Annotated in this window: 20 protein-coding genes; 13 read left to right on the top strand and 7 right to left on the bottom strand. The window is 53.1% G+C overall.

The window, feature by feature from the left end:
* Positions 1-167: 167 nt before the first annotated feature.
* Both xylB and xylA read right to left on the bottom strand, forming a co-directional pair.
* A complete protein-coding gene (gene xylB, locus SK39_RS12545; protein ID WP_048217062.1) occupies positions 168-1,622 on the bottom strand; it encodes a xylulokinase in 1,455 nt (484 codons plus the stop codon).
* Positions 1,623-1,693: 71 nt separating this feature from the next.
* Positions 1,694-3,016 carry a xylose isomerase gene (xylA, locus tag SK39_RS12540; protein WP_003024252.1) on the bottom strand — a complete coding sequence of 441 codons (1,323 nt, stop codon included), beginning with the start codon at positions 3,014-3,016 and terminating at the stop codon, positions 1,694-1,696.
* 361 nt (positions 3,017-3,377) lie between these two features.
* On the opposite strand from xylA, the gene xylR reads away from it, so the two are divergent.
* On the top strand, positions 3,378-4,556 hold the full coding sequence (gene xylR, locus SK39_RS12535) for a D-xylose utilization transcriptional activator XylR (RefSeq protein ID WP_003024250.1): 1,179 nt from the start codon (positions 3,378-3,380) through the stop codon (positions 4,554-4,556).
* 44 nt (positions 4,557-4,600) lie between these two features.
* Here xylR and SK39_RS12530 read toward each other — a convergent pair whose 3' ends face one another.
* Entirely contained in the window at positions 4,601-5,425 is an 825-nt protein-coding gene (locus SK39_RS12530; RefSeq protein ID WP_003024247.1) for a protein bax, read from the bottom strand.
* Positions 5,426-5,741: 316 nt separating this feature from the next.
* On the opposite strand from SK39_RS12530, the gene malS reads away from it, so the two are divergent.
* Both malS and avtA read left to right on the top strand, forming a co-directional pair.
* Entirely contained in the window at positions 5,742-7,772 is a 2,031-nt protein-coding gene (gene malS / locus SK39_RS12525) for an alpha-amylase (protein WP_048217061.1), read from the top strand.
* Positions 7,773-7,948: 176 nt separating this feature from the next.
* Complete coding sequence (gene avtA, locus SK39_RS12520; RefSeq protein WP_048217060.1) at positions 7,949-9,199, top strand: valine--pyruvate transaminase; 1,251 nt, start codon at positions 7,949-7,951, stop codon at positions 9,197-9,199.
* Between the two features lie 34 nt (positions 9,200-9,233).
* Here avtA and SK39_RS12515 read toward each other — a convergent pair whose 3' ends face one another.
* Entirely contained in the window at positions 9,234-9,707 is a 474-nt protein-coding gene (locus SK39_RS12515; RefSeq protein WP_048217059.1) for a 4Fe-4S dicluster domain-containing protein, read from the bottom strand.
* A 117-nt stretch (positions 9,708-9,824) separates the two neighbouring features.
* Entirely contained in the window at positions 9,825-10,640 is an 816-nt protein-coding gene (yiaJ, locus tag SK39_RS12510; RefSeq protein ID WP_003024237.1) for an IclR family transcriptional regulator YiaJ, read from the bottom strand.
* A 217-nt stretch (positions 10,641-10,857) separates the two neighbouring features.
* Here yiaJ and yiaK point away from each other — a divergent pair, with 217 nt between their 5' ends.
* The 8 genes from yiaK to araD all read left to right on the top strand — a co-directional run bounded on the left by yiaK (position 10,858) and on the right by araD (position 18,432).
* Positions 10,858-11,856, top strand: a complete 999-nt coding sequence (gene yiaK / locus SK39_RS12505; RefSeq protein WP_003024235.1) for a 3-dehydro-L-gulonate 2-dehydrogenase — start codon at positions 10,858-10,860, stop codon at positions 11,854-11,856.
* 11 nt (positions 11,857-11,867) lie between these two features.
* Positions 11,868-12,332, top strand: coding sequence for a YhcH/YjgK/YiaL family protein (locus SK39_RS12500; RefSeq protein ID WP_003024232.1), 465 nt, complete (start codon positions 11,868-11,870; stop codon positions 12,330-12,332).
* Between the two features lie 12 nt (positions 12,333-12,344).
* On the top strand, positions 12,345-13,277 hold the full coding sequence (locus SK39_RS12495) for a DUF4862 family protein (protein ID WP_048217058.1): 933 nt from the start codon (positions 12,345-12,347) through the stop codon (positions 13,275-13,277).
* Between the two features lie 31 nt (positions 13,278-13,308).
* Positions 13,309-14,628: an MFS transporter gene (locus SK39_RS12490; RefSeq protein ID WP_003837687.1), complete on the top strand. Its 1,320-nt coding sequence runs from the start codon at positions 13,309-13,311 to the stop codon at positions 14,626-14,628.
* Positions 14,629-14,725: 97 nt separating this feature from the next.
* Complete coding sequence (locus SK39_RS12485; RefSeq protein WP_046671009.1) at positions 14,726-16,228, top strand: FGGY-family carbohydrate kinase; 1,503 nt, start codon at positions 14,726-14,728, stop codon at positions 16,226-16,228.
* A complete protein-coding gene (gene ulaD, locus SK39_RS12480) occupies positions 16,228-16,890 on the top strand; it encodes a 3-keto-L-gulonate-6-phosphate decarboxylase UlaD (protein WP_003837682.1) in 663 nt (220 codons plus the stop codon). The genes SK39_RS12485 and ulaD overlap by 1 nt, the downstream gene beginning before the upstream one ends.
* The gene (locus tag SK39_RS12475; RefSeq protein ID WP_046671010.1) at positions 16,883-17,743 is read left to right on the top strand and encodes an L-ribulose-5-phosphate 3-epimerase; all 861 of its coding nucleotides are present in this window, start codon (positions 16,883-16,885) and stop codon (positions 17,741-17,743) included. The genes ulaD and SK39_RS12475 overlap by 8 nt, the downstream gene beginning before the upstream one ends.
* On the top strand, positions 17,737-18,432 hold the full coding sequence (gene araD / locus SK39_RS12470; protein ID WP_046671011.1) for an L-ribulose-5-phosphate 4-epimerase: 696 nt from the start codon (positions 17,737-17,739) through the stop codon (positions 18,430-18,432). Before SK39_RS12475 ends, araD begins: the two co-directional genes overlap by 7 nt.
* A gap of 4 nt (positions 18,433-18,436) precedes the next feature.
* On the opposite strand, the gene SK39_RS12465 is transcribed toward araD, so the two are convergent.
* Positions 18,437-19,252 (bottom strand): helix-turn-helix domain-containing protein, encoded by an 816-nt coding sequence (locus tag SK39_RS12465; RefSeq protein ID WP_048217057.1) that lies wholly within the window; start codon positions 19,250-19,252, stop codon positions 18,437-18,439.
* 252 nt (positions 19,253-19,504) lie between these two features.
* On the opposite strand from SK39_RS12465, the gene SK39_RS12460 reads away from it, so the two are divergent.
* A complete protein-coding gene (locus tag SK39_RS12460) occupies positions 19,505-20,905 on the top strand; it encodes an MFS transporter (RefSeq protein WP_003837680.1) in 1,401 nt (466 codons plus the stop codon).
* A gap of 10 nt (positions 20,906-20,915) precedes the next feature.
* A complete protein-coding gene (locus SK39_RS12455; RefSeq protein ID WP_048217056.1) occupies positions 20,916-22,871 on the top strand; it encodes a glycoside hydrolase family 127 protein in 1,956 nt (651 codons plus the stop codon).
* A gap of 87 nt (positions 22,872-22,958) precedes the next feature.
* Here SK39_RS12455 and SK39_RS12450 read toward each other — a convergent pair whose 3' ends face one another.
* The gene (locus tag SK39_RS12450) at positions 22,959-23,699 is read right to left on the bottom strand and encodes a MipA/OmpV family protein (RefSeq protein WP_003024206.1); all 741 of its coding nucleotides are present in this window, start codon (positions 23,697-23,699) and stop codon (positions 22,959-22,961) included.
* Between the last annotated feature and the right edge of the window lie 73 nt (positions 23,700-23,772).

Here is a 23,772-nt window from a genome sequence, read left to right as displayed (position 1 = left end):
TGGGATCTCCTTATCCATCATGGATACAATATGAATAACCCGCTAAAGACAACACAGAAAAATGGCACTACGCCGGACTTTCAGAATAAATCCATGCGTACTAACTATTTATTGGATTGAAATATACATTTGATAAATCCCCTCTGTTTACCAGAGGGGAACGAGGATCAGGACATCAGCGGTTGCAACTGCTGGTAGATTCGGCGGAAGGTTTCCCGACGTTGTTGGTAAAGCGCGTGGCGCCCGGCGTCAGGATAATGCGCTTGTTCCAGCGTAAGCTGAGGCAGAAGGTCTGATAAAGGCCGCTGCGGATTCATGGCAATTTGCGCCAGTCGCGCCGCACCAAGTGCAGGGCCGACATCACCGCCGGTACGATAATCCAGCTGCAATCCGCTGATGTCAGATAGCATCTGACGCCAGTATTCACTGCGCGCCCCGCCGCCAATCAACGTAATGCTGGCGGGCTGCACGCCGCAGGCATGTACCACGTCCATACCGTCAGCCAGCGCAAACCCCACACCTTCCAGCACCGCCTGCGCCAGTTCTGCCGGACCATGCTGATGCGTCAGACCGAAAAATACGCCCTTGGCCTGCGGATTGTTATGCGGCGTACGTTCACCGGAAAGATAAGGTAAAAACCAGACCGGCTCCGCGAGTTCATCAGCCTGTTGCGCAGCGTCAATCAATGCAGGAACGCTCGCCAGTCCGGTTAATTTTGCCGCCCAGTCCAGACACGATGCCGCACTTAACATCACAGACATCAGATGCCATCGCTCAGGCAAAGCATGGCAAAAACTGTGAACCGCACTTTCCGGTTTGCTAAGGAAACCATCACTCACCGCAAAATAGACACCGGATGTCCCCAGCGAAAGCATCGCCTGACCGGCATTCATCATGCCTACGCCAACCGCTCCCGCCGCGTTATCACCACCTCCGGCAACAACCGCAATCTCCTGCATTCCCCAGGCTTTAGCGACGTCTGGCAACAAGGTTCCGGTAATCTCGCTGCCTTCATAGAGCACAGGCATATGTGCGCGAGTCAGTTTACAGGCAGCCAGCATGACATCGCTCCAGTCACGCTTCGCGACATCCAGCCACATTGTCCCTGCCGCATCAGACATATCGCTGGCAAAATCACCGGTCATGCGCAAACGCAGGTAATCTTTCGGCAGCAGAACTTTATCAATCTGTTTGAAAATCTCCGGCTCGTGGCGTTGCACCCACAGCAGTTTTGGCGCGGTAAAGCCAGGCATCATCAGGTTGCCGGTGATCGCACGAGACTGCGGAACCTGATTCTCCAGCATCACGCACTCTTCACCACAGCGACCATCGTTCCACAGAATAGCCGGACGCAATACCTTCTGTTGCTCATCCAGTAGCGTCGCGCCGTGCATCTGCCCGGCAATCCCCAACGCTTTCACCTCGCGAAGCGAATGCTGCTGACCCAATGCTTTCACAGCCCGATCCGTTGCCGACCACCACTGCTCAGGGTCTTGTTCAGACCATAACGGATGCGGGCGCGAGACGGTGAGTTTCTCCGTGTGCGAAGCGACCACATCCCCCTGCTCGTTGAGCAGGATGGCCTTTACGCCTGATGTGCCAAGATCTATCCCGATATACATAAGGCATCGTTCCTTAAAGAAAGGCCCGGTAGCGCGAGCTGACCGGGCTTACGGACGTTCTCAGAAACCCGTTATTTGTCGAACAAATAATGGTTCACCAGATTTTCCAGCAATTCCTGATGACCGCTCTGGTGCACCGGCGCCAGGTTATGTTGTTCAGCGTACTGCGCAATTTCCGTCAGCGTCATCTGCCCTTTCAGAATTTGCTGGCCCAGCTCACCATTCCAACCGGCATAACGTTTTGCCACGCGCTGATCCAGACCACCGTCTTCAATCATACGGGCCGCAATTTTCAACGACAGTGCCATGGTATCCATCGCGCCAATATGACCATAGAACAGATCATATTTATCGGTACTCTGACGACGCACTTTGGCATCGAAGTTCAGGCCACCGGTGGTGAAGCCGCCCGCCTTCAGGATTTCGTACATCACCAGCGCGTTCTCTTCTACGCTGTTCGGGAACTGATCCGTGTCCCAGCCCAGCTGCGCGTCACCACGGTTGGCATCGACAGAGCCAAACAGACCCAGCGCGATAGCGGTGGCGATTTCGTGATGGAACGAGTGGCCCGCCAGCGTGGCATGGTTAGCTTCGATATTCAGTTTGATCTCTTTTTCCAGACCGAACTGCTTGAGGAAGCCGTAGACGGTCGCCGCATCGTAGTCGTACTGGTGCTTGGTCGGTTCCTGCGGTTTCGGCTCGATAAGCAAAGTGCCCTGGAAACCGGTTTTGTGTTTGTGTTCCACCACCAGTTGCATGAAGCGACCAATTTGCTCACGTTCCTGACGCAGATCGGTATTCAGCAGCGTCTCATAGCCTTCACGACCACCCCACAGAACGTAGTTTTCACCACCTAACTTGTGCGTGGCATCCATGGCCGTAACCACCTGCGTGGCGGCCCAGCTGAACACTTCTGGATCCGGGTTTGTTGCCGCACCCGCGCCGTAGCGTGGGTTGGTAAAGCAGTTTGCTGTTCCCCACAGCAGCTTCACGCCGCTCTGTTCCTGTTTTGCCGCCAGCACATCAACCATCTGCGCAAAGTTGTTTTTGTACTCTTTCAGTGAAGCCCCTTCAGGCGAGACATCCACATCATGGAAGCAGTAGTAAGGCACGTTCAGCTTGTGGAAGAACTCAAATGCCACGTCCGCTTTGCGTTTCGCCAGCGCCAGTGCTTCACCAGGCTGCTGCCACGGACGATCGAAAGCGCCCATACCGAACATATCCGCACCGTTCCAGCAGAAGGTATGCCAGTAGCAGGCAGCAAAACGCAGATGATCTTCCATACGTTTGCCCAACACGATTTCGTCAGGATTGTAATGGCGAAATGCGAGCGGGTTGGTGGATTGAGTACCTTCAAAACGAACACGATCGAGTTGGTCAAAATAAGCCGGCATAATAAGCTCCATAATCAGGTAATACGGTAAGTAAACTGCGATATGGCTATACTGGAATTTCCTGATTTATTGCTCAATTACGTTATTTCACACCGCTATTAAGAGAATACCCAAACGTGCGCTGGCTCCCAAAAAAACGCGCTGAAAAACGAAATAAAAAAGCGATCGCGATCGAAGGTTAGCCATTAAACAAAAAACCGTAATGCGCAGATGAAAAATGACAATTGTCATCCCGCTGACAGTATGTAAATTTTGCCTGGCCTCAGGCAATCAGGAAATTTGTCACGCTTCATCAAGCAGTCGTACCGGCGGTTTTGCTAGTATCGACAGGCCCACGTTAACCTTTCCAGGACAGGTTCTTATGTTTGATAAACGTCACCGCATCACTCTGTTATTCAATGCCAATAAAGCCTATGACCGTCAGGTGGTAGAAGGAGTGGGTGAATATTTACAGGCATCGCAATCCGAGTGGGATATATTCATTGAGGAAGATTTCCGCGCCCGTATCGATAATATTAAAGACTGGTTAGGCGATGGCGTTATTGCCGATTATGACGATGATGACATTGCGCAATTACTTGCCGATGTCGATGTTCCGATCATCGGCGTTGGGGGTTCCTACCATCGGGAGCAAGATTATCCCCCGGTACATTACATTGCTACCGACAACCACGCGCTGGTAGAAAGCGCTTTTCTGCATCTGAAAGAGAAAGGGGTTAACCGTTTTGCGTTTTACGGCCTGCCTTCCTCAAGCGGTAAACGCTGGGCCGCAGAACGTGAATATGCCTTTTGCCAGTTGGTGGCTAAAGAAAAGTACCGAGGCGTCGTCTACCAGGGGCTGGAAACTGCGCCGGAAAACTGGCAGCACGCGCAAAATCGTCTGGCAGACTGGCTACAAACGTTGCCGCCGCAAACCGGCATTATCGCAGTCACCGACGCGCGGGCACGACACGTCCTGCAAGTCTGCGAGCACCTACATATCCCGGTACCGGAAAAGCTATGCGTGATAGGAATAGATAACGAAGAACTGACCCGTTACTTGTCACGGGTAGCGCTGTCATCCGTGGCTCAGGGAGCCCGGCAGATGGGCTACCAGGCCGCAAAACTTCTGCACCGCTTGCTGGCGAATGAGGCGCTGCCGCTGCAACGCATTCTGGTTCCTCCGGTGCGCGTGGTTGAGCGGCGCTCAACCGATTACCGCTCCTTGACCGATCCTGCCGTCATTCAGGCGATGCACTTTATCCGCAATCATGCCTGCAAAGGGATTAAGGTTGAGCAAGTTCTTGATTCAGTAGGGATTTCACGTTCAAATCTGGAGAAGCGTTTTAAAGAAGAGGTCGGAGAGACTATTCACGCCGTGATTCATGCCGAAAAGCTGGAAAAAGCGCGCAGTCTGTTGATTTCTACCACGCTTTCAATCAACGAAATTTCACAGATGTGTGGCTATCCGTCTCTGCAGTATTTCTATTCGGTCTTCAAGAAAGAGTACGACACGACGCCAAAAGAGTATCGCGATGTGAACAGCGAAGTGTTGCTGTGAGGATTATTGCCGGATACGGCGAAGCCGCCATCCGGCACACAGAATTACATATGCGCGGCGATTAAACGCTGGTTATCCTGATACATTGCGAACAGATAGTTGTTGTAGCTCTGTCCTTTAGTGGAATAACCCTTCAGCTTATGGATCATCGCGGTAGCGGTGACTTCCTGATCGGCTTTACGCAGCTGCGCACGTGATTTACGGAAAGAAGAGTAAGCCGGGTGCGTGTTCAGGTTGATGACGTAAGCATTCACCGACTCTTTCACCGATTCAAACTGTGAGTAGCCTTTCACCTTACCAGGGGCATTGTTACAACGACCTTTGCCACATTTCATGCCAAACAGGTTGTTGTTGCTACGCGCCAGCTTCGACGTACCCCAGCCGCTTTCGGCCGCAGCCATGGTTGCCACCATGCTCGTCGGGATAATGTCTACGCGCTCAAGCAGCGTATTCCACGGAATTTTACGCGTGTTGCCAGACCAGCTCACCTTGTAGCGCTTCGCGATGTCTTTCATACGCGTACGCTCAGTCGGTGACCAGCGGTTCTGGTACTGTTTTGAAATCAGCCAGTTACGGTCCGCAGTAATGGCAGCATTTTGACTGGTAATATAAGGCATAACCGTCCGGAGAAACGCTTTTTTCCTTGGTGTTCCGGAAGGGTATTTTCGCAAATCAGGAAGTGAACTACTCTTTGCACTATTGCGAGAATACTCTTGTTTACTGCTAACCTGTTTATTACTTGCCTTGGTTATCTGGGGCTTGTGACTCGTTGTCGCCGTGTGTGTCTTTGCCAGCACCTCACCCGAAAATGCAACGGTGAGTAACATAAGAATCATTGCCCCATATCGTCGAATGGGAGTCAATATCATTAGGTCTCCTGGTCGGATTTATACATTCCAACACCTTATATTTTTCACAAAAATGAGAGATGAATCTCAAATCATATCAAAAATAGCCGTCAAGAGCACCCAAAGGAATAGTCCAATTCTGAAACTATGTCACGCATTAACAGTTCAGGGTGCCATTAATTCGAAGAAAATGTGGAGGTTATCGCAAAATTAGTTCATTTTTTGAACGCGATCGCTCACCCTCACTTCTCCTCCTGGCGGAATCGACTCAAAGGATGAGTTTCCAGCCTGATTTCACTGGCAAACTGGCGAAAACAGCAGCACCAAGGACAGCATTATGAAACTTGCCGCCGTTGCGCTGGCGCTCATGCCCGGCATTGCCATCGCCTCATCATGGACTTCTCAGGGACTCCCCAACTTCGAAGCGGAAGGTACGGGTAAATTCGTCAGCCATGCAGCGTTGACGAAGGGTACTCGTCCTTTAATCCTGAATTTTGACCAACAGTGCTGGCAGCCTGCTGATGCGATAAAACTCAACCAGATGCTATCGCTAAAACCGTGTGAAGGCGCACCGCCGCAGTGGCGTTTATTCAAAGACGGCGATTACACGCTGGAAGTCGATACCCGCTCCGGAACGCCAACGTTGATGCTTTCGGTAAAAAGCGCCGCAGACCCTGTCACGACCCAGATTCGCCAGTGCCCGAAATGGGATGGTTCGCCGTTAACACTGGATGTGAGCCAGATCTTTCCGGAAGGTGCCGTGGTGCGCGATTACTACAGCAAACAAACGGCAACCGTAAAGAATGGGTCGATTACCCTACAGCCTGCCGCAGCCAGTAACGGGCTGTTGCTGCTGGAACGGGCAGAAACCGATGCCCCGGCTGCTTTCGACTGGCATAACGCTACGGTGTATTTCGTTCTGACGGATCGCTTTGTAAATGGTGACCCAGGCAACGACCACAGCTACGGACGTCGCAACGACGGCATGCATGAAATTGGCACTTTCCACGGTGGCGATTTGCGCGGACTCACCAGTAAACTCGACTACCTGCAACAGTTGGGCGTCAACGCCTTGTGGATCAGCGCACCGTTTGAGCAAATTCACGGTTGGGTCGGCGGTGGCACCAAAGGCGATTTCCCCCACTACGCTTATCACGGCTATTACACTCAGGACTGGACCACGCTCGATGCGAATATGGGTAATGAAGCTGACCTGCGTGCCCTGGTTGACGGTGCGCACCAGCGCGGCATTCGTATCCTGTTCGATGTCGTCATGAATCATACCGGCTACGCCACGCTGGCGGATATGCAGGAGTATCAGTTTGGGGCGCTGTACTTGTCGGGCGATGAACTGAAAAACACGCTCGGTGAACGCTGGACGGACTGGAAGCCAGCCGCCGGGCAAAGCTGGCACAGCTTTAATGATTACATCAACTTCAGCGATAAAACAGGTTGGGAAAAATGGTGGGGGAAAAACTGGATCCGTACCGATATTGGCGATTACGACAATCCTGGCTTTGACGACCTGACCATGTCACTGGCCTTCCTGCCCGATCTGAAAACCGAATCCACCACACCTTCCGGGCTGCCAAACTTTTATCAGCACAAACCAGATACGCACGCTAAAGCTATTGCCGGTTACACGCCCCGCGATTATCTGACGCACTGGCTCAGCCAGTGGGTGCGTGATTACGGGATTGACGGATTTCGGGTTGATACCGCCAAACACGTCGAGCTTCCCGCCTGGCAGCAATTAAAAACACAGGCCAGCGCAGCGCTGGCTGAATGGAAGAAAGCCAACCCGGATAAAGCGCTGGATGATAAACCTTTCTGGATGACCGGCGAGGCCTGGGGTCACGGCGTGATGCAAAGCGACTATTACCGACACGGCTTTGATGCGATGATCAATTTCGACTATCAGGAGCAGGCGGCAAAGGCCGTCGATTGTCTGGCAAATATGGATGTCACCTGGCAACAAATGGCTGAAAAACTGCAGGATTTCAACGTCCTGAGCTATCTCTCCTCACACGATACGCGTCTGTTTCGCGAAGGTGGAGACAAAGCCGCCGAGCTATTGCTGCTGGCGCCTGGCGCGGTACAACTCTTTTACGGCGACGAGTCGGCCCGACCCTTTGGACCAACAGGTTCAGACCCATTGCAGGGCACGCGCTCAGAAATGAACTGGCAGGATGTGAGCGGGAAATCTGCTGCCAGCGTCGCACACTGGCAGCGCATCAGTCAGTTCCGAGCCAGACATCCCGCCATCGGCGCCGGTAAACAGACTACGCTTACCCTGAAGCAGGGATACGGATTTATCCGCGAGCATGACGACGATAAGGTGATGGTGGTGTGGGCCGGCCAGCCCTGATCCCAACAGGCTTCCCGCTGTGCATACGGCGGGAAGCCCAACACAAAATAAAAAACCAGCAAGGCAAACATCTGCAGCACAAAACATCAATCCGGTCCGCTTCCCCTGATTTGCACCCTGCCATGGGTAGCGCTATGGTTAGCCACTTTACTACTCAGTTCGACAGACCCCCTGCTATGACATTCTCACTTTTTGGCGACAAATTTACCCGCCATTCAGGCATCACCCGCCTGATGGAGGACCTCAACGACGGTTTACGCACCCCAGGCGCCATCATGCTCGGCGGTGGTAATCCGGCGCAAATTCCAGAGATGCAAAATTACTTCCAGTCTCTGCTGACAGATATGCTGGCAAACGGCAAAGCCACTGATGCGCTTTGCAATTATGACGGTCCGCAAGGGAAAACCGAGCTCCTGTCTGAGCTGGCGAAACTGCTACGTGAGAAGCAGGGTTGGGATATCGAGCCACAAAATATTGCACTGACAAATGGCAGTCAGAGCGCGTTTTTCTACTTATTCAATCTGTTCGCCGGACGCCGCGCTGACGGAACAACGCAAAAAGTGTTATTCCCATTAGCCCCGGAATACATTGGCTATGCCGATTCCGGGCTAGAAGAAGATCTTTTCGTCTCCGCACGTCCGAACATCGAACTGTTACCGGAAGGCCAGTTTAAGTATCACGTTGATTTTGAACACCTGCACATCGGTGAAGAGACGGGGATGATCTGCGTGTCACGCCCGACTAACCCGACAGGCAATGTGATCACAGACGACGAGCTGATGAAGCTGGACCGGCTGGCCAACCAGCATGGGATCCCGCTGGTGATTGATAACGCCTATGGCGTACCATTCCCTGGCATCATCTTTAGCGAAGCGCGTCCGCTGTGGAACCCCAACATTGTGCTGTGCATGAGCCTTTCCAAACTGGGTCTGCCAGGTTCCCGCTGCGGCATCATTATCGCCAATGAAAAAATCATCACTGCGATTACCAATATGAACGGCATCATCAGCCTTGCTCCTGGCGGGATGGGACCGGCGATGATGTGCGAGATGATTAAACGTAACGATCTACTGCGCCTGTCCGAAACGGTAATTAAACCGTTTTACTATCAGCGCGTTCAGGAGACGATTGCGATTATTCGCCGCTACTTGTCAGAAGATCGCTGCCTTATCCATAAACCAGAGGGCGCGATTTTTCTTTGGCTGTGGTTCAAAGATTTGCCCATCACGACTGAACTGCTGTATCAGCGCCTGAAAGCGCGTGGCGTACTGATGGTTCCCGGTGACTACTTCTTCCCGGGGCTGGATAAACCCTGGCCGCATACCCATCAGTGCATGCGGATGAACTACGTGCCAGAACCAGAGAAAATCGAAGCTGGTGTGAAGATTCTGGCTGAAGAGATCGAACTCGCCTGGCTGGAAGGCTAACGCAAACCCGACCCAAGTGCGGGTCGGGCTCACTTCACAACGGTTGTGAACGCAGACGCTGTCGCTGAATACTGACGGCATCAATACACTGCAACGCGCTGGTCGGGCAGGCTTCTACACACGCTGGCCCCGTCTCACGATGCCAGCACAAATCGCATTTTATCGCCTGCACCCGCGACGAACGGGCAACGACATTCATTGCCCCAAACGGGCAGGCCAGCATACAGCTTTTACAACCAATACAACGTGTCTGTTCAACGAAGATATGCCCATGTTCACGACGAATGGCGTGCGTTGGGCAAACATTCGCACAGGGAGCGTCTTCGCATTGATGGCAGGCGACCGCCGTTGTAAAGGCGTCATCTTTGATTACCCGAATCCGCGGTATAAACGCAGAAGAAGAGACCGACACACAGTCCTGGTTTTGCTGGTGCGCGACGACGCAGGCAACTTCGCAGGTACGACACCCAATACATTTTGCCGCATCCGCCATAATAAACGCGTTCATTGTCCCCTCCCTCTGCGTGAAAACCACAGAGTGCCAGAGAGGTCGCCCTTGTCGCTTTGATCGGACAGGGGAAACGGTTAAATATTGTCAGGTGCCTGAATAACTATGGATCTCTGCCTAATCGCGAACGGTAAAACCCAGCTCATTTGAAATCGCCTGCGCGGTTTCCCGTAGTGGCTTGAGTAGATTTTTTTCCCCTATCTGCTTAAGTCGCGAGGTAGAGAGTGAAATTGACACCGCGTACGGCACCCGACCATGAATATCAAACACCGGCACGGCAATACAGGAAACGCCCAGTTCGTTCTCTTCCCGATCCATCGCCATACTGCTTTCGCGGATCTGCGCCAATTCGTCGTACATCGCCGGTAAACCGGTAATGGTATTGCGGGTCAGGGGCTGAATAAGATCCTGATGGCTCTCCCAGTAGGCTTCCACATAATCCGCATGCCCAAACGCCATGTAAATTTTACCCATCGCCGAGCAATACAGCGGCATATGCTGACCGATATAAGCGCGGGTACGCAGCATGCCCGTCGTCGGTTCCAGCTTATAAATCAGAATCGCGTGGTCATCTTCACGGCTTGAGAAGTTGATGGTTTCACCGGTGGCGATATTCAGCGCTTCGAGGTGCGGCGCAGCAACATGGATGATGTTCAGTGACGACAACGCCTTCTGACCCACGGCAATAAATTTGGTGGTCAGGCGATAACTCCCTGCCGCTGGCGCGGGGGTGACATACCCACAGGATTGCAGCCCTTGCAGCAGTCGATGCACAGTACTTTTGTTCAGCCCTGCCAGTTCAGACAAATGCGCCAACGGGCAACCATTCGGATAGTTGCTCAGAATCTCAATCAACATCAAACCACGGAACAGGCTCTGACTTCCGGCCGGCCTCTCTTTGTCTTGCGTCATTTCACTCTCTTTTGTGCCCATCGCTTCCGCTCCCCTTTTCGTCGCGCTCTGATGGTAGCGCAAAGTGTGTTTCAGTTCACGATCTGAACCGAAAAAACACAACTATTTGATTTTGATGATTTTAAAAAATAGACCACCCCGTTGATCTGTCAAAATTTGATCGCTATATTTGAAATCAGATTTCGCATAGTGAAATTTAGAGATAAAAAAGCGATCAAATTTAAACAAGGAAACAGGAATGAAAGTCACTTTTGAGCAGTTGAAAGATGCGTTCAATCGGGTACTACTGGCACGCGGTATCGCCGTTGAAACCGCCGATGCCTGTGCCGAAATGTTTGCGCGCACCACCGAGTCCGGCGTGTATTCGCACGGCGTGAATCGTTTTCCTCGTTTTATTCAGCAATTAGATAACGGCGACATCATTCCTGAGGCCAAACCGCAACGCATTACTAGCCTGGGAGCGATTGAACAATGGGATGCCCAGCGTTCGATCGGGAATCTAACGGCGAAAAAGATGATGGACAGAGCCATTGAGCTGGCCTCCGATCACGGTATTGGCCTGGTCGCACTGCGTAACGCCAACCACTGGATGCGCGGCGGCAGCTATGGCTGGCAAGCAGCGGAGAAAGGCTACATTGGTATCTGCTGGACCAACTCGATTGCCGTCATGCCGCCGTGGGGTTCGAAAGAGTGTCGCATTGGTACTAACCCGTTGATCGTCGCCATCCCCTCATCGCCAATCACCATGGTTGATATGTCGATGTCGATGTTCTCCTACGGCATGCTGGAAGTGAATCGCCTGGCCGGTCGCGAACTGCCGGTAGATGGTGGCTTTGATGATGAAGGCAATCTCACTAAAGAGCCGGGCGTTATCGAAAAAAACCGCCGCATTTTACCAATGGGTTACTGGAAAGGTTCAGGTCTGTCGATTGTGCTGGATATGATCGCCACCCTGCTTTCAGACGGTTCTTCCGTGGCCGAGGTCACCCAGGACAACAGCGATGAATATGGCGTTTCACAGATTTTCATCGCCATTGAAGTAGACAAGCTGATCGATGGCGCCACCCGTGATGCCAAGCTACAGCGGATTATGGATTTCATCACCTCCGCCGAACGCGCCGATGAAAACACACCTGTCCGCCTGCCGGGCCACGAGTTTACAAAGCTGCTGGAAGAAAACCGCCGCAACGGTATCACCGTTGACGACAGCGTCTGGGCAAAAATTCAGGCGTTGTAAGGAGTCAGAGTATGATCTTTGGACATATCGCTCAGCCTAACCCATGTCGTTTACCCGCGGCGATTGAAAGGGCACTCGACTTTCTGCGCAGCACAGACTTCCGCAATCTGGAACCGGGCGTGGTAGAAATCGACGGTAAAAATATCTTCGCGCAGGTTATCGATTTAACCACGCGTGACGTTGCCGAAAATCGCCCGGAGGTGCATCGCCGCTACCTGGATATTCAATTTCTGGCCTGGGGCGAAGAGAAAATCGGGATCGCGATTGATACCGGGAATAACCAAATCAGCGAATCATTATTAGAACAGCGCGATATTATTTTTTATCACGCCAGCGAACATGAATCTTTCATTGAAATGATTCCGGGAAGCTACGCCATATTTTTCCCGCAGGATGTTCATCGCCCTGCATGTCATAAAACTGTCGCCACGCCGATCCGCAAAATAGTTGTGAAGGTTGCTATTTCAGTTTTATAAAAGGAGCACAACATGAGCGTTAATAATGCCGGTTATATTATCGGTGCGTACCCCTGTGCACCCTCATTTCACCAAAAGAGTGAAGAGGAAGAGAAGGAATTCTGGCGACAGCTCGCCGATACTCCGGATATTCTCGGTCTGGAGCAGCCCTGCCTTGAACATCTTCACCCGTTAGGCGACGAATGGTTATTACGTCATACGCCGGGCGACTGGCAAATCGTAGTCACCGCCATTATGGAAACCATGCGCCGTCGCGGCGCAAACCGCGCTTTTGGGCTGGCCTCCAGCGACGAAGAACAGCGTAAAGCCTGCGTGGCGTATTACCGTCATCTGCAGCAGAAAATCAACCATATCAATACGGCACACGCCGGAAAAGTGATTGCGTTGGAACTGCATGCCGCCCCCAATGCCAGCAACCCAAATGTTGCACAGGCCACCGACGCGTTTGCCCGTTCGCTGAAAGAAATTACCTCCTGGGACTGGTCCTGCGATCTGGTGCTGGAACATTGCGACGCCATGACCGGCATTGCGCCGCGCAAAGGCTTTCTGCCGTTAGACAATGTGCTGGAGGTCATTGCCGGGTATGACATCAGCGTGTGCATTAACTGGGCGCGATCGACCATTGAAGGGCAGAATCCCGCCCTGGCGCTGGCCCACACGCAGCAGGCCAAACGGGCTGGAAAACTGGGCGCGCTGATGTTCTCCGGTACCACGCTTGCGGGGGAATACGGCGAATGGCAGGACTTACACGCGCCGTTTGCCCCATTCTGCCCACAAAGCCTGATGACCACCGACCATGCCCGCGAACTATTCGCCTGCGCAGAAGCCGAACCATTGCAATTTGCCGGTATTAAATTGCTGGAAATAAATGCCAATGCAGATGTGAACCATCGCGTAGCAATATTGCGCGACGGTATCGCCGCATTAAATAAAGCAAAACTATAAAAATAAAATACTACTCTACGAGAATATTAATATGAACATGACCTCTCGCCCTACACTCAAAGATATACCCCGTCAGCGCTGGCTGCGGATTATTCCACCTATTCTCATCGCCTGTATTATTTCTTATATGGACCGCGTCAATATCGCTTTCGCGATGCCGGGCGGAATGGATGAGGAATTAGGTATTTCCGCCACCATGGCAGGACTGGCTGGCGGTATTTTCTTTATCGGTTATCTGTTTTTACAGGTTCCCGGCGGAAAAATTGCCGTTCACGGCAGCGGCAAGAAATTTATCGGCTGGTCGCTGGTTGCCTGGGCGGTTATTTCCGTCCTCACGGGGTTAATCACTAATCAGTACCAACTGCTGGTTCTGCGCTTTTTACTCGGCGTTGCCGAAGGCGGCATGCTGCCGGTGGTGCTGACGATGATCAGTAACTGGTTCCCCGACGCCGAGCGTGGTCGCGCCAATGCGATTGTGATTATGTTTGTGCCGATTGCCGGGATCATTACCGCCCCGCTCTCGGGCTGGATTATCACCGTTCTCGACTGGCGCTGGCTGTTCATCATTGAAGGTTTGCTTTCCGTCGTTGTACTGGTGTTGTGGGCCTATACCGTTTACGACCGTCCGCAGGAGGCGCGCTGGATCTCTGAGGCCGAGAAAAATTACCTGGTCGAAACGCTGGCCGCCGAGCAAAAAGCCATTGCCGGAACGGAAGTCAAAAATGCCTCTCTGGGCGCGGTGCTTTCCGATAAAACCATGTGGCAGCTCATCGCGCTGAACTTCTTCTATCAGACCGGGATTTACGGTTACACCCTGTGGCTGCCGACCATCCTCAAAGAGTTGACGCACAGCAGTATGGGACAGGTCGGTATGCTCGCCATTCTGCCGTACGTCGGGGCCATTGCCGGGATGTTCCTGTTCTCTTCTCTCTCTGACCGCACCGGCAAACGCAAGCTGTTCGTCTGCCTGCCGTTGATTGGCTTTGCCCTGTGCATGTTCCTTTCCGTGGCGCTGAAAAATAACGTCTGGCTGGCTTATGCCGCGCTGGTCGGCTGCGGCTTCTTCCTGCAATCGGCAGCGGGCGTGTTCTGGACCATTCCGGCGCGTTTGTTCAGTGCGGAAATGGCCGGTGGCGCGCGTGGAGTCATCAACGCGCTGGGCAACCTCGGCGGCTTCTGCGGTCCTTATGCGGTCGGCGTACTCATCACCCTGTATAGCAAAGATGCGGGGGTTTACTGCCTGGCTATCTCACTGGCTCTGGCCGCGCTGATGGCACTGCTGCTGCCAGCCAAATGCGACGCCGGTGCCGCTCCGCTAAAGACACTGAATCCACATAAACGTACAGCGTAAAACAATGCCCGGTGGCGCTGCGCTTACCGGGCCTACAGGTAGCAACCGTCGTAGGCCGGATAAGCGCAGCGCCATCCGGCAAAAATGAGATAACAAGATGAGTGAGAAAGAGACCTTCTGGCTGGGTATTGATTGTGGCGGTACGTATCTGAAAGCCGGGTTGTATGACGCCAAAGGTCATGAACATGGCATTAACCGGCAATCGTTGCAGACCGCATCGCCATTGCCCGGTTACGCCGAACGCGATATGCACCAGTTGTGGCAACAGTGTGTAGCCACGATCGCCGGGCTGTTAGCGCGCACCGGCGTCTGCGGCGATCAAATCAAAGGCGTCGGTATTTCCGCTCAGGGCAAAGGCCTGTTCCTTCTCGATAAGCAGGATAAACCGCTGGGCAATGCCATCCTCTCTTCCGACCGCCGGGCGATGGATATCGTTCAGCGCTGGCAGCAGGATGGGATCCCTGAGCAGCTCTACCCGGTCACCCGCCAGACATTGTGGACCGGGCATCCGGCATCATTGCTGCGCTGGGTGAAAGAGAATCAACCTCACCGTTACGCGCAAATTGGCTGCGTCATGATGGGCCATGACTATCTGCGCTGGTGCTTAACCGGCGTCAAAGGCTGTGAAGAGAGCAATATCTCCGAGTCGAACCTCTACAACATGACTTCGGGTCAGTACGACTCGCGCCTGACCCAGTGGCTGGGCATCAGTGAGATCGACAATGCGCTACCGCCGATTGTCGGCTCAGCAGAAATATGCGGGGAAATCACCGCTCAGACAGCCGCCATAACCGGTCTGGCGGCGGGCACGCCCGTCGTCGGCGGACTGTTTGATGTGGTTTCCACCGCACTCTGCGCCGGTATCGAAGATGAATACACCCTCAACGCGGTGATGGGTACCTGGGCCGTCACCAGCGGGATCGCTCACGGTCTGCGCGACCACGAGGCCCATCCCTATGTTTATGGGCGCTATGTCAACGACGGGCAGTACATCGTTCACGAAGCCAGCCCGACCTCTTCCGGCAATCTGGAATGGTTTACCGCCCAGTGGGGCGAACTCTCTTTTGCTGAGATCAATCAGGCCGTCGCCAGCTTACCGAAAGCCAGTAGCGAGCTTTTCTTCCTGCCCTTTTTGTACGGCAGCAACGCCGGGCTGGAGATGACCAGCGGCTTTTATGGCATGCAGGCAATACACACTCGCGCCCACTTATTACAGGCCATCTACGAAGGCGTGGTTTTTAGCCACATGACCCACCTCAACCGCATGCGCGAACGTTTTACGAAGGCGCATACCCTGCGCGTCACCGGCGGTCCGGCGCACTCCGACATCTGGATGCAAATGCTGGCAGACGTCAGCGGTTTACGTATCGAATTGCCACAGATTGAAGAGACCGGTTGCTTTGGCGCTGCGCTTGCCGCCCGCGTCGGCACCGGCGTTTATTCCAACTTCAGCGACGCCCAGCGCAGCCTACAGCACCCGGTACGCACGCTATTGCCGGACGCCGCCGCGCAGGCGAGCTACCAGCGTAAATACCGCCAATACCTGGATTTAATTACCGCACTACAGGGCTACCACGCCCGCATTAAGGAGCACGAATGATGAGTCGACCATTACTGCAACTGGCGCTCGACCACACCAGCCTTGAAGCCGCACAACGCGACGTCGCGCTGCTACAAGAGAACGTCGATATCGTTGAAGCGGGGACGATTCTCTGCTTAACCGAAGGGCTGAGCGCCGTGAAAGCACTGCGTGCCCAGTGCCCGAATAAAATCATCGTCGCCGACTGGAAAGTGGCCGATGCGGGCGAAACCCTCGCGCAGCAAGCCTTTGGAGCAGGTGCCAACTGGATGACCATTATCTGTGCTGCGCCGCTGGCGACGGTAGAGAAAGGTCATGGCATCGCGCAGTCCTGCGGCGGCGAAATTCAGATGGAGCTGTTCGGCAACTGGACGCTGGATGATGCCCGCGACTGGTATCGCGTTGGCGTTCGCCAGGCGATTTACCATCGTGGCCGCGATGCTCAGGCCAGCGGACAACAGTGGGGAGAAGCAGACCTGGCGCGTATGAAGGCGCTTTCTGATATTGGTCTGGAACTGTCGATTACCGGTGGGATCACGCCCGCCGATCTGTCGTTGTTTCGCGATATTAACGTCAAAGCTTTTATTGCCGGGCGCGCGCTGGCGGGAGCGCAAAACCCAGCGCAGGTTGCTGGCGAATTCCATGCGCAAATCGACGCCATCTGGGGAACACAGCATGCGTAATCATCCATTAGGTATCTATGAAAAAGCGCTGGCGAAAGACCTCTCCTGGCCGGAACGGCTGGTGCTGGCAAAAAGCTGCGGTTTTGATTTCGTCGAGATGTCGGTGGATGAAACCGATGAACGTCTGTCGCGTCTCGACTGGAGTCCGGCTCAGCGCGCATCGCTGGTGAGCGCGATGCTGGAAACCGGCGTGGCGATCCCATCAATGTGCTTGTCCGCCCACCGTCGTTTTCCCTTTGGCAGCCGCGATGAAGCCGTGCGTGAGCGGGCGCGAGAAATAATGACCAAAGCCATTCGTCTGGCGCGCGATCTGGGTATCCGCACTATTCAACTGGCAGGCTACGACGTCTATTACGAAGAACATGACGCAGGAACGCAGCAGCGCTTTGCCGAAGGACTGGCATGGGCAGTCGAGCAAGCCGCTGCCGCGCAGGTGATGCTGGCGGTAGAAATCATGGATACCGCATTTATGAACTCGATCAGCAAGTGGAAAAAGTGGGATGAAATGCTGTCATCGCCGTGGTTCACCGTTTATCCGGACGTGGGCAACCTCAGCGCCTGGGGGAATGACGTCACTGCCGAATTGACGCTCGGCATTGACCGCATCGCTGCTATCCACCTGAAAGACACGCTGCCGGTAACCGAAACTCATCCGGGCCAGTTTCGCGATGTGCCGTTTGGCGAAGGGTGCGTGGACTTTGTTGGCATCTTCAAAACGCTGCATCAGCTGAACTATCGCGGGTCGTTTCTGATTGAAATGTGGACTGAAAAAGCGAAAGAGCCGGTACTGGAAATTATCCAGGCACGGCGCTGGATAGAAGCACGCATGCAGGAAGGAGGATTTCCATGTTAGAACAACTGAAAGCCGAGGTGCTGGCGGCAAACCTGGAGCTCCCGGCTCATGGCTTAGTCACCTTTACCTGGGGCAACGTCAGCGCAGTGGATGAAACACGTAAACTGATGGTGATTAAGCCATCCGGCGTGGAATATGAGGTGATGACCGCCGACGACATGGTGGTAGTGGATATTGCCAGCGGCAACGTAGTGGAAGGCAACAAAAAACCGTCGTCCGACACACCAACCCATCTGGCACTGTATCGTCGTTATCCACAGATCGGCGGGATCGTCCATACCCATTCTCGCCACGCGACGATCTGGTCGCAGGCGGGTCTGGATCTCCCGGCATGGGGCACCACGCATGCCGATTATTTCTATGGTTCTATTCCGTGTACGCGTCTGATGACCGCTGAAGAGATCAACGGCGAATATGAATATCAAACCGGAGAGGTGATCATTCAGACCTTCGAGCAGCGCGATCTCAATCCGCTGCAGGTTCCAGCGGTATTGGTGCACTCCCACGGACCGTTCGCCTGGGGTAAAGACGCCGCAGACGCGGTGCATAACGCTGTGGTGCTCGAAGAGTGCGCCTACATGGGGCTGTTCTCTCGCCAGTTAGCCCCGCAATTGCCGGATATGCAGTCTGAGTTGCTGGATAAACATTATCTGCGCAAACACGGGGCAAATGCGTATTACGGACAATAACGGGTCAGGCGCTATTGATATGTTCTTTGCAATAGCGCCGTTTCCACGCCGCGGGCGTCAGGCTGGTGTGCTTGTGGAATATTTTGCGAAAATACCCCACATCATTAAATCCACATTTCATCGCCACTTCGGTTAGCGACAGCGAATCGCTGATTAACAGTTTTTCTGCCGCCCTTACCCGCTGACGGTGCAACGCTTCGGTTAGCGTCAGCCGGAAAGCCCCACGGAAAACACGCCCCAGATAGTCCGCATTGCAATGCAGCTCTTTCGCCAGAGTTGAAGCACTAATCGGCAGGTGGAACCGGGTGTGAATGATTTGCTGCGCTTTCCAGGCTAGCGCATTACCGGGGCTTTCGGCGAGGTGCTCGCTGGCAGCCGCAGAAATTTGCTGCAAAATTAGCAGCAGGATCAGTTCCAGCGCCATGCTGCGATGAATATTTTCCTGCTCGCGTAAGAACTGGCGAAACAGCGAAATAATATATTGGGGCTCGCCCACCTGGGTATGCTGAGGTATAGCAAGTAACGATCCTGCTATTGATGCTTCATTTTCTGCTGTCACCTCAAAGTGCAACCAGTAAAATTTCAAATCAGCCGGAAATTGCCCAACGCCAATATGCAAGCGCTGCGGCCACAGCAGCAAACTTTCTCCGGCATTCACGCAAAAAACTGTCTGACCTTCGCGAATTGTTAATGTCCCTTTTTCAACAAAGATAATTTCCCAGGATTGCAATCGTCGCGCAGGATGACTGCCCACGCCCCGGGAAATAAATAGCCCACCATTTTGCACTTTAATCGGAAGAGACATGGATAATTCGAGCATATATATTCAAATTCCCGCTTTCTACATTATTTAAACCGCTCTTTATCATTGATTATTTACGATAAATCCGCTTTCCGCCGGATCGAAATCACATTTTTATAATGAAGTCGGAATTGTCATCTTTTTATACTTTTCTCTTCCCTTGTTGACCCAAACATTTCGTGCAGAATAAATAACGTATTTTGCAAATTACAAACAAATAACCCGCAGCGTAGCGGGATACTTTCTGAACATCCTCTCCGGGAGTTATTTATGACTTCGGCTCCGATTACAACATCTGATTTGGCACAGCGCGCCCAGGACGACAAATTATCCCTGCGTGAAAAAATTGGTTATGGACTAGGCGATGCTGGCGGGACAGTAATTACCTGCCTGATCATGAACTTCCTGACATTTTTCTACACCGATGTCTTCGGGTTAACGCCTGCGCTGGTCGGCACATTATTTATTGCCCTGCGTGTATTTGACGCCATTTCCGACCCCATCATGGGTGTGCTAGCCGACCGTACGCAAAGCCGCTGGGGGCGCTTTCGCCCGTGGCAACTGTGGGTTGCGATTCCGATCGGTATTATTGGCGTGCTCACTTTTACCGTCCCGGACGCCAGCATGGGGGTCAAGATCGCCTGGGCATTCGGCACCTATCTCCTGCTCTCTGTCGGCTATACCGCCATCAACGTACCGTATTGTGCGCTGATCAACACCATGACGACCCGCCATAACGAGGTGATCGCCTGTCAGTCCTGGCGCTTTGTGCTGTGCGGCGTGGCGGGATTCCTGGTTTCCGTTGGTCTGCCGTGGATGGTGGATATTCTGGGTCAGGGCAATGCCGCACAGGGTTATCAGTTTGGCGTGGGCATCCTGTGTGCCATCGCGGTGGTGATGTTCCTGTGCTGTTTCTTCTGGGTTCGCGAGCGTGTACCGCTGGCGATGATGGGGAAATTTACCCTGCGTGAACACATTGGAGGGCTGCGCAAAAACGATCAGCTATTGTTGATGCTGGTAATGTCTTTCCTGCTGATCAACGTCTTTAATATTCGCGGCGGCGGGTACATGTATTTTATTACCTACGTGCTGGAAGGCAGCACCGCCTATACGTCGCTGTTTTTCACCATGGTCACTTTCGCGTCCATCATCGGTTCAGTGATCGTCAGCCCCCTGACCCGTCGCATCGATACCGTCAAACTCTATTACTACACCAATCTGGTGCTGACGGCCCTGGCGATACTGATGTGGTTCCTGCCAACCGGCCCGGCTTATCAGACGCTGTGGCTGGCAGTCATCCTCGGTAACGGCATTATTTTAGGCTTCACGCTGCCGTTGCACTTCTCACTGATGGCCTTCGCCGACGATTACGGCGAGTGGAAAACCGGCGTACGTTCCTCCGGCATGAATTTCGCCTTCAATCTGTTCTTCATCAAGCTGGCCTGGGCCTCAAGTGCGGGGATCATCAGCCTGCTGTTTATTTTTGTCGCCTATCAGCCAGGCGCTGGTAACCAAACCGCCAGCTCGCTGCAAGGAATTACCGCGATGGAGACGCTGCTTCCCGCGCTGTTCCACCTGCTGTTGGCGCTGTCTATCCGCATCTGCAAACTCAATAATCCGATGATGTCGCGCATTGCCACCGATCTGCGTCAGCGTCATGTACAGCCTTAAGGAGCACGAAATGAACGTACTGGAAGTCGACCTGCATAAGCTCACCGTCAGCGATCCGTTCCTCGGACAATATCAGCAGTTGGTGCGTGACGTGGTGATCCCCTATCAATGGGATGCGCTCAATGACCGCATTGCAGAGGCGGAACCAAGTCATGCGATAGAGAATTTCCGTATCGCCGCGGGCCTGCAGGATGGCGAATTTTACGGCATGGTTTTTCAGGATAGCGACGTAGCAAAGTGGCTGGAGGCCGTTGCCTGGTCCCTGTGCCAGAAACCCGATGCGGAACTTGAAAAAACGGCCGATGAAGTCATTGAACTGGTGGCGGCCGCCCAGTGTGAAGATGGCTATCTCAATACGTACTTCACAGTGAAAGCACCGGATGAACGCTGGACCAACCTCGCCGAGTGTCATGAGTTGTACTGTGCAGGTCATTTGATCGAAGCAGGCGTCGCGTTCTTTCAGGCGACGGGTAAACGCCGTCTGTTAGAGGTGGTGTGTCGCCTGGCAGATCACATCGACAGCGTATTTGGACTCAGGGAGAATCAACTGCGAGGCTACCCAGGACACCCGGAAATCGAACTGGCTTTAATGCGCTTATACGAAGTGACCCAGCAACCACGCTATATGGCGCTGGTAAATTACTTTGTGGAACAGCGCGGCGCACAGCCCCATTTCTATGACGAAGAGTACGAAAAGCGCGGCCAAACCTCTTACTGGCATACTTACGGTCCGGCATGGATGGTGAAGGATAAACCCTATAGCCAGGCTCATCAGCCCATTTCAGAACAGCAAACGGCGATCGGGCATGCGGTGCGCTTTGTCTACCTGATGACCGGCGTCGCTCATCTGGCACGCTTAAGCCAGGACGAAGGCAAGCGTCAGGATTGCCTGCGTCTGTGGAAAAACATGGCCCAGCGCCAGTTGTACATTACCGGCGGGATCGGTTCACAAAGCAGCGGCGAGGCGTTTAGCAGCGATTACGATCTGCCCAACGACTCCGTGTATGCGGAAAGCTGCGCCTCTATCGGCCTGATGATGTTCGCCCGCAGAATGCTGGAAATGGAAGCCGACAGCCAGTATGCCGACGTGATGGAGCGCGCCCTGTATAATACCGTATTGGGCGGGATGGCGCTCGATGGCAAGCACTTCTTCTATGTGAACCCGCTGGAAGTACATCCTAAATCATTAAAATTCAATCATATTTATGACCACGTGAAACCCGTTCGTCAGCGCTGGTTTGGCTGCGCCTGTTGCCCGCCGAATATCGCCCGCGTGCTAACCTCAATTGGCCACTACATCTATACACCGCGTCAGGACGCGCTGTATATCAATATGTACGTGGGCAATAGCATGGAGGTCCCTGTTGTAAACGGCTCGCTTAAACTGCGTATTAGCGGAGATTACCCATGGCATGAGCAGGTAAAAATCACCATCGAATCACCGCGGTCGGTTTATCACACTCTGGCTCTGCGCCTGCCAGACTGGTGCTCCGCGCCGCAGGTTTTGTTGAATGGTCAGCCGGTTGAGCAGGATATTCGCAAAGGCTATTTGCACATCAGTCGAATCTGGCAGGAAGGCGATACGCTCAGTTTGACCCTGCCAATGCCGGTGCGTCGGGTATACGGAAATCCATTAGTGCGTCATGTTGCCGGTAAGGTCGCCATTCAGCGTGGGCCACTGGTATATTGCCTGGAGCAGGCCGACAACGGCGAGGAATTGCATAATCTGTGGTTGCCAAAAGAGAGTGAGTTCAGAGTATTCGAAGGTAAGGGATTGTTCAGCCATAAAATGTTAATTCAGGCTGAAGGTGTGAAGCAAAGTGCAGTCGATGCAGCACAACAATCGTTGTGGCACTACGATGTTTCCCCAACTTCGCGTCATGCGCATACATTGACGTTTATTCCGTGGTTTAGCTGGGCAAACCGTGGTGAAGGCGAAATGCGTATCTGGATAAACGAGCAGTAATAATAAGGCGGATGGCGGCGGTTAGCCCCCATCCGTCAATGTCTCATGAAAAGATTGCCCTCCTCCCTGAGGACAAACGGGTGAGAATCAGAAACGCCAAGTCAGACCGGACATAAAGGTAAAGCTGTCATCGCGATCAACCATTGGGCTATTTTTAATGTCATCCGGCAGTGCGCTATAATTGGCGCTTGCCAGCAGCGTCAGGTTAGTGGTCAATGCGTATTTAGCGGACAGGCCAACATACGGTGTCCAGCTATCGCCTGGGGAATAGCTTGATAAGCCACTACGACGGGACTCATTACCCGATATGCCGTAGTAGTATTCATTGAAGTTTTCGTCATAGTAGAGCACGCCAATCGATGGCGTCAGCGTCAGCTTGCCCATCGGCATTGGACGGAACAGTGAAACTTCCCCTACCCAGCCATTACTGTTGTCCAGCACATCCGCAGCGGCGGAGACTTTCACGCTACCCCATCTTTCATGGTGATACCACGCGGCACCCGCCATTGCAGTTGCGTCACGCTTATCCAGCTTTTTCATCGCATGATCGTCATTATCGCCGGGATCAAACTCAAGCGGCATATAAGAGGCAGTAATACTAAATTCATTACTTTCACTCTTAGACAAAATATAACCTAGCGTTGTTTGCCTAAAATAAAATGATTCACTTTCGTAACTGACTAGCGGTACTGCGTGAACATTATCATTATACCCGCGATAAGGTGATTCATTATATACAGCACCAGCGCCAATAGAAAACTCTGCGGCAGTTGCACTCGCCATAAAAGAAAAGGCGAGCAGCGCCACAATATTGTGTTTAATTAACATGCCAACATTCCATTTTAAAATAAGCTACAAAACTGGTGCATAATAATGCTTACAATTTCATCGGTGCAAGGTT

Origin of the sequence: Citrobacter sp. BIDMC107 (assembly GCF_001037575.1) — a bacterium.
GTDB classification, from domain to species: domain Bacteria; phylum Pseudomonadota; class Gammaproteobacteria; order Enterobacterales; family Enterobacteriaceae; genus Citrobacter; species Citrobacter freundii.
The sequence above is the reverse complement of the archived record's forward strand: the minus strand, read 5'-3'. Positions and strand labels throughout refer to the sequence as shown.